11 protein-coding genes and 1 tRNA gene are annotated in these 12,909 nt (G+C 55.9%); 1 reads left to right on the top strand and 11 read right to left on the bottom strand.

Features of this window, described 5'->3' with window-relative positions:
• Positions 1–2: 2 nt before the first annotated feature.
• The 9 genes from O2N63_RS08725 to O2N63_RS08685 all read right to left on the bottom strand — a co-directional run bounded on the left by O2N63_RS08725 (position 3) and on the right by O2N63_RS08685 (position 10,762).
• Positions 3–1,274, bottom strand: a complete 1,272-nt coding sequence (locus tag O2N63_RS08725; protein ID WP_271053883.1) for an ABC transporter permease — start codon at positions 1,272–1,274, stop codon at positions 3–5.
• 125 nt (positions 1,275–1,399) lie between these two features.
• Positions 1,400–2,506: an extracellular solute-binding protein gene (locus O2N63_RS08720; RefSeq protein ID WP_271053882.1), complete on the bottom strand. Its 1,107-nt coding sequence runs from the start codon at positions 2,504–2,506 to the stop codon at positions 1,400–1,402.
• Positions 2,507–2,620: 114 nt separating this feature from the next.
• Positions 2,621–3,721, bottom strand: coding sequence for an ABC transporter ATP-binding protein (locus tag O2N63_RS08715; RefSeq protein WP_271053881.1), 1,101 nt, complete (start codon positions 3,719–3,721; stop codon positions 2,621–2,623).
• 354 nt (positions 3,722–4,075) lie between these two features.
• On the bottom strand, positions 4,076–5,281 hold the full coding sequence (locus tag O2N63_RS08710) for an aminopeptidase P family protein (protein WP_271053880.1): 1,206 nt from the start codon (positions 5,279–5,281) through the stop codon (positions 4,076–4,078).
• Between the two features lie 263 nt (positions 5,282–5,544).
• A complete protein-coding gene (locus tag O2N63_RS08705; protein WP_271053879.1) occupies positions 5,545–6,777 on the bottom strand; it encodes an efflux RND transporter periplasmic adaptor subunit in 1,233 nt (410 codons plus the stop codon).
• A 5-nt stretch (positions 6,778–6,782) separates the two neighbouring features.
• Positions 6,783–9,158, bottom strand: a complete 2,376-nt coding sequence (locus O2N63_RS08700) for an ABC transporter permease (RefSeq protein WP_271053878.1) — start codon at positions 9,156–9,158, stop codon at positions 6,783–6,785.
• Between the two features lies 1 nt (position 9,159).
• The gene (locus tag O2N63_RS08695) at positions 9,160–9,912 is read right to left on the bottom strand and encodes an ABC transporter ATP-binding protein (RefSeq protein ID WP_271054206.1); all 753 of its coding nucleotides are present in this window, start codon (positions 9,910–9,912) and stop codon (positions 9,160–9,162) included.
• A 130-nt stretch (positions 9,913–10,042) separates the two neighbouring features.
• A tRNA-Leu gene (locus tag O2N63_RS08690) sits at positions 10,043–10,129 on the bottom strand.
• An 81-nt stretch (positions 10,130–10,210) separates the two neighbouring features.
• Complete coding sequence (locus O2N63_RS08685; protein ID WP_271053877.1) at positions 10,211–10,762, bottom strand: tetratricopeptide repeat protein; 552 nt, start codon at positions 10,760–10,762, stop codon at positions 10,211–10,213.
• 138 nt (positions 10,763–10,900) lie between these two features.
• On the opposite strand from O2N63_RS08685, the gene O2N63_RS08680 reads away from it, so the two are divergent.
• Entirely contained in the window at positions 10,901–11,656 is a 756-nt protein-coding gene (locus O2N63_RS08680; protein WP_271053876.1) for a rhomboid family intramembrane serine protease, read from the top strand.
• Positions 11,657–11,745: 89 nt separating this feature from the next.
• On the opposite strand, the gene O2N63_RS08675 is transcribed toward O2N63_RS08680, so the two are convergent.
• Together O2N63_RS08675 and O2N63_RS08670 are read right to left on the bottom strand one after the other, a co-directional pair.
• Positions 11,746–11,946, bottom strand: coding sequence for a Flp family type IVb pilin (locus O2N63_RS08675; protein ID WP_271053875.1), 201 nt, complete (start codon positions 11,944–11,946; stop codon positions 11,746–11,748).
• Positions 11,947–12,040: 94 nt separating this feature from the next.
• A complete protein-coding gene (locus O2N63_RS08670; protein WP_271053874.1) occupies positions 12,041–12,826 on the bottom strand; it encodes an inositol monophosphatase family protein in 786 nt (261 codons plus the stop codon).
• Between the last annotated feature and the right edge of the window lie 83 nt (positions 12,827–12,909).

The raw sequence follows: 12,909 nt of genomic DNA, 5'->3' as shown, positions 1-12,909 counted from the left end.
GATTATCCCAGCTTCACGTTGTCAATGCCCACGATCTTGTCATAGGCCCAGTAGAGGACCAGAACGACCGCGAGGAGGATGGCGCCCAGTGCCGCCGCCAGACCCCAGTTGAGTGAGGTCGAGATGTGGTAGGCAATCTGGTTCGAGATGAAGGTACCTTTGGTACCACCAACCAATGCCGGTGTGATGTAGTAACCAATGGCGAGGATGAACACGAGGATGGACCCCGCACCAATGCCCGGCACGGTCTGAGGGAAATAAACCCTCCAAAACGCTGTCCAGTCAGTGGCTCCCAGCGATTTTGCAGCCCGCAGGTAGGTCGGCGGGATCGTCTGCATCACCGAATACATCGGCAGGATCATGAAGGGCAGCAGAATGTGGGTCATTGCGATGATCGTACCAAACTGGTTGTTGATGATGACCAGGCGGTTTTCATCTGCGACCACTCCGATCCACACAAGCAAATCGTTGATGACACCCTGTTGTTGCAGCAAAATCTTCCATGCGGATGTCCGAACCAGAAGGGATGTCCAGAAGGGCAACAGCACCAAGATCATCAATAGGTTTGAAACCCGCATTGGCAGGTTGGCCAGAATCCAGGCCACCGGATACGCCAGAACGATGCAGCTGAACGTGATCAGCATCGACATCCACAGCGTCCGCTTCAGAAGGTTCATGTAGATTTGTTCGCTTTCGGGACGGGCTTCAGCCCCGTCAGGTCCTACTTTCATATCAACAGCGTTGAGAAAATAGCCCTGTGTCACCCTTGGAGAATAGGTTTGAATGGTTCGCCAGACTTCGACATCCCCCCAAGCCTTGTTCAGGTCAAGCAGCTGTTCTTTCCAAGGTCCGTCATTTTCGATGTCGAACTTCTTGGCTTTACGGCCAGCCTTGCGGAAGGCCGAAGCGATCCCCGGGTTTTCATAGTTCAACCGGGTGCCAACTTTGGTATGGGTCTTGGCGGATGCAGCGTCTTTCAGATCGGCTGCCATCGCGGCAAATACCGGCTCGTCTGGAAGCTCACCTGAATTCGCATCCCAATCCTGAATAGCGACAACCGTGCGCGGCAATGTGTCGGCGACAATATCGTTCTTGACCGAACGATACAGCATGTCGCCCACAGGCAAAATGAAGCTGACCAGAATGAAGATCAGAAGCGGAGCAATCAGCATCAAGGCACGCATCTTCTGCCGTCGGAGCGCCCGCGCCAGGCTTCGCTTGAGTGGGGTCCCGTCTGCGGCCAGAACCGGGCCGGTATCCGTCGTATCGCTCATATCATCCCTGTTGGCTTACGCCATTTTGTTTTGGTTGCAGCATGTCAAAAGTGACAAACGAATGAATAGAATAAAAAAGAAAGTCAGGGTGGAGAGGGCCATTTGGCCCCCTCCGAAAGCTGGAATTATTTGGCCAGCCAAGCTTCGAACTTCGCGTTCAGATCGTCGCGGTTATCAGCCCACCATTCGTAGTCATAGACGTGAATGTTGCCGGCGTTTGCCGGGTCGGTCGGCATGTGCGGCGCCATGTCGATGCCCAGTTCAGCGTGCTTACCAACCAGCGGAGCGGACGATGCACGTGCCGGACCGTAGGAGATGTAAGCAGCCTGATCAGCCAGACGCTGGGTGTCGGTGGCGAACTTCAGGAAGTCCAGCGCACGGGCACGGCGGTCTGCTGGCAGACCGGCAGGCAGGATCCAACCGTCAAGGTCAAACGACTGCATGTCCCAGAGCATACCGATCGGCTGGTTCTGCTCGGCGATTGCCGAGAACAGACGACCGTTGAAGGTCGAGCCGAAGACAACTTCGCCATCGGCCAGCAGCTGCGGGGTTTCTGCACCTGCGGTCCACCAGACAACATCGTCCTTGATGGTGTCGAGCTTGGCAAGGGCACGCTCCATGCCACCATCGGAACCGAGAACGTCATAGAGCTCGTCCTTGGCTACGCCGTCACAGTACAGCGCCCATTCCACGTTATCGATCGGACGTTTCTGCAGCGAACGTTTGCCCGGATACTTGGTGGTATCGAAGATGTCGCAAACCGAGGTCGGAGCGGTGTCACCGACCATATCGTTGCGATAACCGAAAGTGGTCGAGTAAACGATCTGCGGCACAAAGCAGTCCGAGACCAGAAGGTCGCCAAAATCGTCCGATGCAGAGGTGCCATCCGGCGCAGCAGCCAGCATCTCGTCATGGTTCAGCTCTTCTGCCAGACCTTCGTCACACAGGCGCATCGAGTCCGAGGCCACAGCATCGACCAGATCCCAGGTCACATTGCCGGCTTCTTCCATGGCACGCAGTTTGGCCACGGCTTCTGCCGAGCTGGAATCCCAGGTCACGGTCAGGCCGGGGTTCATCGCCAGATAGGGCTCTACATAGGCCTTTTGCTGGCTGTCCTGATAGGCGCCACCCCAAGAAACGAGCACCAGCTCGTTCGACATGTCCTGCGCGGAAACGGCACCGGCGGAAACCGTCAGTGCGGTAGTGGCCGCAAGGGTCTTCATGACTTTCATATTATTCTCCCTGTTACATTCCCGTTGATCTTTTGGGGGCCAGCAGACGGGCGGCATGCATGGCCCCGGACTTTTCACCCCTGGGCCAGACGGCCCAAAGGCAGCAAAGGCAATTTAAGCATCAAGTGCGCGGCAATCCTGCGGCAACCAACCGATTTCGATCTGCTGGCCGGGGACCAGGCGATCAACATCCGGGGCATTGCGGGTCTTGATGATGAACTCTTCGTTCCCGGCAACCCGCAGACGCGTGCGGAAAATGTCACCCATATAGATGAACTCCAGCACTTCGGCCTTGAGCGTATGGGCGCCTTCCTGCAGGCGTTCCTTGTTGTATTCAACGCGTTCGGGACGGATCGACACCGTGGTGCGGTCCCCGACTTTCGAGACGTTGATCGGCGTTGCATCCAGCTCTTCACCGTCATCCAGACGGACCACACAGGTATCACCGGTAATCTCTGTAACAACGCCTTCCAAGGTATTGTTTTCACCGATAAATTGAGCAACAAAGCTGTTTTCGGGCTTTTCATAAAGCTGGTCCGGCGGAGCCAGCTGCTGAATGCGTCCATCATCAAACACAGCAACGTTATCCGACATGGTCAGCGCTTCTGTTTGGTCGTGGGTCACGTAAACGGTGGTGATGCCGAGGCTGTGTGCCAGATGGGTGATTTCAAACTGCATCTTTTCGCGCAGTTGCTTATCGAGCGCGCCAAGAGGTTCGTCCATCAGAACCAGTTCCGGTTCAAACACCAGCGCGCGTGCAAGGGCCACACGTTGTTGTTGGCCACCTGAGAGCTGGGCTGGACGGCGCCCGCCAAAGTCTCCCATTTCCACCATATCAAGCGCACGCTTGACCTTCTGCTCACGATCGGATTTGCCCAGCTTCCGCACTTCCAGAGGGAAGGAGAGGTTTTCGGCAATCGTCATGTGAGGGAACAGGGCATAGTTCTGAAATACCATGCCAATGCCGCGCTTGTGCGGCGGGATATTGTTGATCGGTTTGCCGCCGAGGCGAATGTCACCATGCGTCGCGGTTTCAAAGCCAGCGAGCATCATGAGGCATGTGGTTTTACCAGACCCGGATGGCCCAAGCATGGTCAGAAACTCACCCCGACCAACGGACAGGTTGAGGTCTTTAACGACCAGGTTAACCCCATCATAGCTTTTCTGAACACGATCAAAGACGACGAAACCGTCGTTCGCAGCAGTATCGGTCAAGTGACCCCCCTGTGCCCGTTTCGGGCTTTCTGTTGCAGCGCCCATGCTTGCATCACGAGCGTCATTATTTTGTCAGCATCCGGTGCAGTGCACTGGCTGCTTGTCGGTGCGTAGGCTAAAGGCAACACGAAGAGCAGGCAGATTGCAACAGGAAAGCGACATTTTTTGTCCATTAGCGACAAGGCCTTGGCAAAGATTGGATCCAAAGATGGATTTTTTACCGCCTTATCATGCAAGAACCATATCGCCGTTCCCGGGATCTTTTTGATAGAATTTCCGCATACAACGATAATTTTCGTCGGAAAACTGACCAAAATAGCCGACCACGGGAACGGGTCTTCTTCTCAATCGCTATCAGATTGAAACGATGTTGTGCTCCGGTCCGTATGGGAAGCCAGTGATATTCTCGGCGTCGCTTTCCCCCACCACCAGAATGTCATGTTCACGATAGCCGCCTGCCCCCGGCAGACCTTCAGGAAGGAATAACATCGGCTCCATCGACACAACCATTCCGGGCTCCAATACGGTATCGATGTCCTCGCGCAATTCCAGTCCTGCCTCGCGACCATAGTAATGCGACAGCACGCCAAACGAGTGCCCATAGCCGAAGGAACGATATTGCAGCAGGTTTTCACTTTCGAAGAACTTGTTGATTTCCGCAGTGATACCAGAGCAGGTCGCCCCCGGTTTAATCAGGCTCAGCCCCAACTCATGTGCAGCCACATTGGCTTCCCAGATGCGCAGGCTGTCCTTATCGGGTTCGCCAATGAAGAGTGTGCGCTCCAGAGCGGTGTAATACCCGGAGATCATCGGGAAGGTGTTAAGCGACAGGATGTCGCCTGCTTCCAGTTTGCGGGTTGTTACGGGATTATGAGCGCCGTCGGTGTTGATGCCCGACTGAAACCAGACCCAACTGTCACGGATTTCACTATCAGGGTGAGACCGGGCAATTTCCTCTTCCATCGCGTCACGACCCGCCATGGCGATATCAATCTCACGGGCCCCCACGCGAATCGCGTCGCGAATCGCAGCACCACCGATGTCAGCCACACGTGCGCCTTCTTTGATCAGGACAATCTCTTCAGCTGACTTGATCATACGCGCCTGCATGGTGTCGCCTGCCACATCAACAAACTCGGCACCAAGGAATTCCTCTGCCAGTGCACGCTGCGCCAGTGTCAGGTGATCCCCTTCGATACCGAAATGCTTTGCCCCACCGGCCACATCTTTCACGGCACGCCAGTAGTTGTTCCGTTCCCAGTCGGTATAGATCACGTTATCGCCGAAGCTGCGGCGCCAAGGCTGGCCAGCGTCAATATTTGCACTGATCGTCGTGCAGCGATCAGCGGTCACCACGCAGCCATAGGGGCGACCGAACGAGCAGTACAGGAAGCCTGAATAGTAGGCGATATTGTGCATCGAGGTGAATAGAACCGCGTCCAGCCCCTTCGCGGCCATGATTGCACGCAGCTGGGCCAGCCGACGCTCATATTCAGCATTCGAGAAGGGAAGCGGGGCTTTTTCTCCATTTTCACAGACAAAGAATTGAGGACGTTGCATTTGCATCTCCATATCCGAGGCCGGGAATGAGTGCAGATGCCCGGCCAATCAATGCCCCGGCGTTCAGGACAGTTGATCTCCGGACCGGGGACCGCGACCGAGCGGTGAATAAGAATTCCACGAAACGTGTTTCCAATCACGGCTGGGCGGCAGGCCCGGTGCAGCGACGCCATCGCTGCGGATGGGCAGAATCTGCCTGATTCCGTGGCAATCTGTCAAACGATATTCGGCGCTGAAGATCTTCTTTGGACCATAACTGAAGTTCAGAAAACCTCGCGAGGCACAACATTGCCCCCTTCCACGACCCGGTCACCAGGGTGAGTGATGACCATTTCACCGGCTTCCAACCCGGCTGTGACCTCGGCAAAATTCCCGTTTCGATGATCAATATCTACGCTACGCAGGGACGCAATTCCTCCGCTGACAACATACACCACCCAATTTCCCTCACGCCGAAACAATGCCGACACCGGCACCTGCAAAACGTCATCCGCTTGCCACTCCACGATCCTCAAATAGGTTCGAAAGCCATGACCCAACGCGGCACGCGCCTCATTTGGACTGTCAAAATCCAACAACACCTTGACCCGTTGCTCTTCTATCCCGAGTGCCGAAAGTTTGGTGAAACCAGCGGGTTCAACAACCCGCAAACGGGCATGCAAAGCCCCCTGACCGCCCCACCCTTCAACATAGGCAGACGCACCAGGAGACAGGCGCACTGCATCCGACGACAAAAGGTCAGCCACGATCTCCAGATCATGGGTTTCCCCGATCGATAGAATTGGCGCACCGGCCTGAACCATGCGTGCGCTTTCATGAGCAACACTAAGAACCGTTCCTGACACGGGAGCGCGAAGTTCAACACAGCAAGCTGGGTTTTCACCCCCGCTCGACGCATGCTGTCCCGGTTCAATCAGGGAAGCTTGCTGCGCGGCCAACTCGCCTTGGCGCATTTCAAACGTCGCATGGGCGGCATCCAGCTTGGCCGCCGCAAGGTCCACGCCCAGCTCGGCCTCGTCCAATTGCGCCTGCGGCACGGTTCCACGGGCATGCAGATCGATCAGACGGCTATATTGAACCTGTGCGTGACCCAAATCCGCCTCGGCCATGGCGATTTGAGATTGAGCGAGTGACAGTGCCGCCTGTGCTTGTGCCACAGCCGCTTCTGCCTGCGCACGCGCGCGATCATCCAGAAACCCAGGAGCACCCGGCGCAATTCTGGCGACAACAGTCTGTCCCGCCACAACTGTATCACCAACAGCCACCGGGCTGCGCTCCAGCTGCCCCATCACGGGCGCGGACAAATCAAAGATATCGCGGATGCGAGTCTGCCCCTCGGCATTGATCGTCACCTCAAGTGGTCCGCGAGAGATTTCGGCAAGATCCACCGGCACCGGTTCAGGGCGCTGTGCCACCCAGATCAATGCAATGATCCCGCCCAGCGCCAGTATCGACAGGCCCCACTTGCGAAATTTTCCATTATTATTTGAGGCCATAAGGGTCACTCCCTTGTTTTCATGACAGAGACCAGATCCATCTGGTCGATACGACGCCAGACCACCGCAGCCGAAAGGGCCGAGGCAAGTGCAACCACCCAAGCGGCGCGAAAATAGGTGACGCGAGAGACTTCGAGGGGAATGGCATAGAGATCACTTTCAAACCCGGCCACCATCCCCGCCGCAAGCAAATACCCCAGGACAAGACCCAGAGGAATCGCCAGCAAGGTGAGAAATGCAAGCTCTCCCAAAAGGATGTAGCTGACTTCGGCATTGGTAAAACCGAGGATTCGCAAGCTGGCCAGCTCTCGCGCACGTTCCGACAATTGAATGCGCGCGGCATTATAGACAACCCCAACCGCGATCAGCGCGGCCATCAGTGCATTGATTGTCGTCATCATGCCGGCATTCTGCGCAATTGTGTCGGTGAAACTTTGACGAACGGCCCGCATCTCGACCACCCCTGACAGCGCAGGCGTCGTCTTTGCCACAGCGAATAACGCATCTATTTCATCCGGATCGACCATCACATTGCTCTGTGTGACCCGTGCCGCCCGACCGGTCAGCCGCGTCATGGTTTCGGGGGTCACATAGGCTCCCATACCGAAACTCTGTGCTGCATACCCCACCACCGCGAGTTTGTGCTCGCGATCACCAATTGATGGAAAGCGGATTGATACCGATTGCCCCAACTTCAGCCCCAATTGTTTGGCCAGGCGCTGCGTAAGCACGATGCCGCTGTCCGGTTCCACGGGCTGATCGTTTTCGTTGAGGAGATGAGTGAGTTCAGAACCGGCATCACGGGCTTCGAGAACGGTGCGCCGTTCGTGCTGATCATGGCTCAAACGAACGGGCATCGACCAGACCCCTTCGCTGACCATCACTCCGGGCAAGTGATCGACATCGTCGATCACCGATCTGGGCCTGTCTTGCACAAAGTTCAGGATCATATCCTGCCGGTTGAGCTGTACAAAAGCTTTGTCCATGAGCGCATCCATCGAATCGAACATGAAAAGCGCGGCCACCATGACGGCTGCGGAAGTGGCGATGCCCAACATGGTCAGACCGGCGCGCAGGGGCCAGCGGGTCAGGGATCTCCAAATCATCATGCTGGTCTGGCGCATGTGAACCGCATGGATCAACCGATCCGCGACCCCTGCCCGGAACCTGTGTGGTGCTGGAGGAGACATGGCCACTGCCGGGCTGAGGGCCACAATCTTGTGTACGGCAAACACCGCACCCAGCCCAGCCGCAGCCACACCAGCAAGAGCCGACACCGCATAGACAGACGGGTAAGGTACAAACACCAGATAGGGAAAATGGAAGAACTTGGCGTAGAGTTCGGCTATGCCGCGTCCACCCCAAAGGCCGAACCCCCATCCAAGTGCTACGCCAAATGCACCGATGCAAAGGGCCAGTTTGATATAATGCCATGCAATCTCGGACTGACGATAGCCCAGCGCTTTCAACAAGCCGATCTGCTCGCGCTCTAGCGACACAAGCCGTCCCAGCACCATGTTCACGAGAAAGGCGGAGACCACCAGAAAGATGGGAGGGACAATTTTCACCATGGTCGCCAGTTGCGTCAGCTCCGCGTCCAGAAAACTGTGCGAGATCTGGTCCTTGCGCAAATAGGCTCCGGTGCCACCATAAGGAGCCAGGATCAAGTCCAACTGCCGCAGCACCTCATTCAAATTGGTTCCTGGCTCCACCCGGAGGCTCAGGTCGTTGAAGGCGCCGGTCTGGTTGAACGCCGCTGTGAGCGCAGTTCCGTCCATCCAGATCACACCAAACCGTTTATCATCCGGCATGATGGACCCGGGACCGATCGTGTAGATGAATTCAGGGCTCAGCGCGGTGCCAACAATCGTCAGGTGACGCCGCTGACCATTGATAATTGCGTAAAACCCATCTCCGAGAGCAAACTCATGCGCCTTGGCAAAGCTATCATTGACCACAACTTCATGATCTCTGCCTGCCTCAGGCCATCGCCCGATATCCAGGCTCGGTCGATTGAGACGCGGAAATGTTCCCTGTGCAAAGCTATGTGGCAACGACAGCAGCATCCCAGTGCCAGGTGCCAACATATTTTCGATATCGAGGATTACGGGATTTCGAATACGGGTTTCTACCACTGCGACGCCGGGGATTGCTTCGATTCGATCAAGAAGCCCGATTGGCGCACGCGTGACCGATGCAAAGACCTCCCCAAACTGATTGCGCTCATAGAACGTGTCGCGCGTTTCACGCAGGGATCTTTCCGCCCCGGCCATCATCACCATAATGGCGACCCCAACCGCAAGAACCGACGCAATTGCAAGGCTTTGAGACCAAAGCCGGGTCAGATCACGCAGGAGTTTCCGGTCGAGTGTCTGCATCATGTCACCATACAATCTCCGACGGTGACACCCGCGTCTCGTTTTGGGTTACTTCGCTGATGTTGCCATCTGCAAAGCGGATTACGCGATGCGCCATCGCCTGAATGCCCGCATTGTGGGTGATTACAATCGTTGACGTCCCCAGCTCACGATTGACCCCCTCTAGCGCCTCAAGCACCTGCACCCCGGTCATGCTGTCCAGCGCACCGGTGGGTTCATCACACAAGAGAACTTCAGGCCGTTTTGCTATTGCGCGGGCAATCGCTACCCTTTGCTGTTCCCCCCCGGAAAGCTCGGCAGGAAAGTGATCCATTCGATGCGACAAACCTGCGCGCTCAAGCGCTTCTTCCGGCGTCATCGGGTCTTCGGCGATCTCGGTCACCAGAGCGACGTTCTCTCGGGCGGTTAGAGATGGAACGATATTATAGAACTGAAAGACAAAGCCGACGTGATCACGTCTGTATCGGGTCAGACCTCGTTCTCCCAATCCGGTCAGTTCGAGATCCCGAAACCAGACCCGCCCGGAACTGGCGTGATCCAACCCGCCCAGAATATTCAGAAGCGTGGACTTGCCAGAGCCAGAAGCGCCCAGCAACACCGTAAACTCGCCAGCATATAGATCCGCCGTCACACCCCGCAGAGCATGCACATCTACGGATCCCGTGTGATAGACTTTTGTCACCTTCTCGGTTCGAAAGACGCGTTCAGTTGTTGCCACGTTGGGCTCCTTCCCGCTTTGCGGCTGGGCGGATGACATATCGGTTGGATGGTCCATGTAGAAATCTGCCCACGGGCGAGGTGAAAATTCATTGATGTGGCGCAAGGTTGGGTCTTTTTCAGGTTAATTGCAACGGTCTGGAAAAGTCCGGGGATCTCATGTTGCGCTCTGGTACCCGCGGCCGGACTCGAACCGGCACGGCCTATACGGCCTAGAGATTTTAAGTCTCCTGTGTCTACCATTCCACCACGCGGGCCTGATGCGGCGATGGGCCAGAGTGGCGCGACAATAGCGAGTTGCGGAGCGAGAGCAAGAGGTGAGTGGCTGCAATTCGGGATCAAATATCCTGACCCGGCGAAGTTTTAAGCAGGTGGCGTTCGGGCAACCAGGGATTGAGGGCAAGGGCATCGCGTAATGTCGACTGTGCCTCTTCTGTTTTCCCCATGGCGTGAAGCGTCAGAACGCGCCCTGCCAAGGCCGCCACATGGCGTGGGCGCAAAGTGAGGGCTTTATCGAGATCTCGCAACGCATGCTCCAGATCTCCTGCGAGAAACCGCGAAAATGCGCGCTGATTATAGCCTTCCGCATATGTTGGGCAGTAAGAAATTAGGGCCGAAAGCGCGGCCTCTGCTCCACGATAGTCCGCAACGCGTATCCGATCTGATCCTTCCTGCAGCAGCTCCTGGGCCCATTGGTCGGGAGCATCTCTCCACAATTGCCACATCTGGTTCACAAAAGGACGCGCCTCACCTTCGCTGCGAGCGGTTTGCACACCATGCAGAAGCGCATCCATCTCTGATGAGATGTCTCGTGCATCAGGGCAGGTCTCTGCCTGTGCCGATGCGGCAGCCAAAAAAAGACTTGAAAACATGAGGTTACGAAGGATCATGACGTTAGGATACCACATCAGATGCAACAACCAAAATCACTCTCCCGTCAGCATCTAACGATACTCCCCCTCAGCTTCATTCGAAGAATCCTATGTCGGGGGATTGACCTCGCGCCTCAAACCTCCCTGTATCGGGCCATGATACCGATACGAGACCACAACCCGTCGCTTCGCGTTCCCTATATCACCTTTGCACTACTAGGGCTCAATCTGACGGTGTTCCTGATCATGTGGCCCTTGCGCAGCGACGAGGCGGCGCTTGCGCAGATCTATTACACCTATGGCGCGGTGCCTCAGCATGTTCTGCAAGGAAATGGCGTTGAGACGTTGATCACTTCGATCTTTGTGCATGGTGGTTTTTTGCACTTTGCCGGTAACATGCTGTTTTTGTGGATTTTCGGGGACAATCTCGAAGACCTGCTGGGCCACCTGCGTTTCGCATTGTTTTATCTCGCCGCCGGGATAGGCGCTTCGATGGTGCAGGTAGTTGCCGATCCGTCCAGCTCTGTTCCTATTGTCGGCGCGTCGGGGGCAATTGCCGGGATCATGGGAGGATATCTGTTGCTGTTTCCCCGTGCCCAGGTGGATGTGCTTTTTATTATTGTGATTTTTTTCAAGGTCATCCCCTTCCCAGCCTGGTTGATGCTTTTGATCTGGTTTGGCCTCCAGTTGTTCGGAGGGTTTACTGCTGGTGGCGCGCAAGGCGGGGTTGCCTATTGGGCCCATATCGGAGGATTTGTGGTGGGATTTGTCGCCATGCTGCCGCTCTGGCAACGTTTGGGCGGAGCCGATTACTGGAAGGCCAATGACGGGCATCCCAATCACCCAGCAGCACGTTATCGTTTTCAAAAAACACGCATTCCGCCCACTAGGCGGAACAAGCACAATCGCTGATCTGAAATGTCTGCTGTGAATTAGTCAAAAACTAACAAGCCATCCTTTCGGATGCCTTGCCTCACTCCCTCGACGAGTTTGGTGACCGATCAGCCGCCGACATCTTGCCCAGCAACAACCGAGCTGATTTTGTCAGCAATTCCTGGAATATTGGACGTCACTGTAAAACCAGCAGCCATCCCAAGCATGACGATGGCAGCCGTCAGGACAACCCAGTCAACGGTGACGGCCCCGTCTTCATCATGAAGAAACCGATGGGGGTGAGCGGTGGTATAAGCAAACTGTTTCATAATGCCAAGTTAACCGAGAGATTCGGGCCAAACTGTGACCCGCTCTGGGTAACTTTACGAAGGCAGAAGCTTGTCCTGCCCTCGTAAAACCTGATCAATCTCTGATCACAGTGGCGAATTTTTCGAACAAAGCTTCGTTGGCCACAATCAATTCACCATCGGACAGAATGTCACCATTCTTATCAATCGGTTCGAGCAGCGCACCGGCTTCCTTGGCAATGACCAGACCTGCAGCAACATCCCAAGCATGTAGGCGCCGCTCCCAAAATCCATCATAGCGGCCAGCTGCCACATAGGCGAGGTCAAGCGATGCTGCCCCAAAGCGGCGTACACCCGCAGTTGCGGGCAGAAGGCGGGCCAGATCCTGAAGCGTTTCGGGCAAATCCGAACGACCGCCAAAAGGCAAGCCTGTGGCGAAAATCGATTCAATCATGCGCGTCCGGCCCGAGGCCCGCAGACGGCTCTGGTTCAGCCATGCGCCGGCACCTTTTTCAGCCATGAACATCTCGTCCTTGGCAGCATCAAAAATCACGCCGGCGACGATCTCACCCTTATGTTCCAATGCGATCGAGATCGCCCAGTGCGGAAGACCATGCAGAAAGTTAGTGGTGCCATCCAGCGGATCAACGATCCAGCGACGGGTCGGATCCTTGCCTTCGATTTCTCCGCCCTCTTCGGCGAGCCAACCATAGTTCGGACGTGCTTCCAGCAATTCTTCGCGGATGATCTTTTCGGCAGCAATGTCGGCGCGGCTGACAAAATCCCCGGCCCCTTTCATCGAGACCTGAAGGTTCTCGACTTCGCGGAAATCCTTCACCAGGCTGCGACCAGCCTTACGGGCGGCTTTGATCATCACGTTGAGGTTGGCGCTGAACTGCATGGGAAGGGCTCCTTTGTATCAGAACGCGCGTATAAGCCCTGACGGGCCACTTGCCAAGTTTTCTTATGCAGTTTCACCCGGGA

The organism is Aliiroseovarius salicola, assembly GCF_027891095.1.
Lineage (GTDB): Bacteria > Pseudomonadota > Alphaproteobacteria > Rhodobacterales > Rhodobacteraceae > Aliiroseovarius > Aliiroseovarius salicola.
Note: the sequence above shows the minus strand (reverse complement) of the source record. Positions and strands in the feature narration are given on the sequence as shown.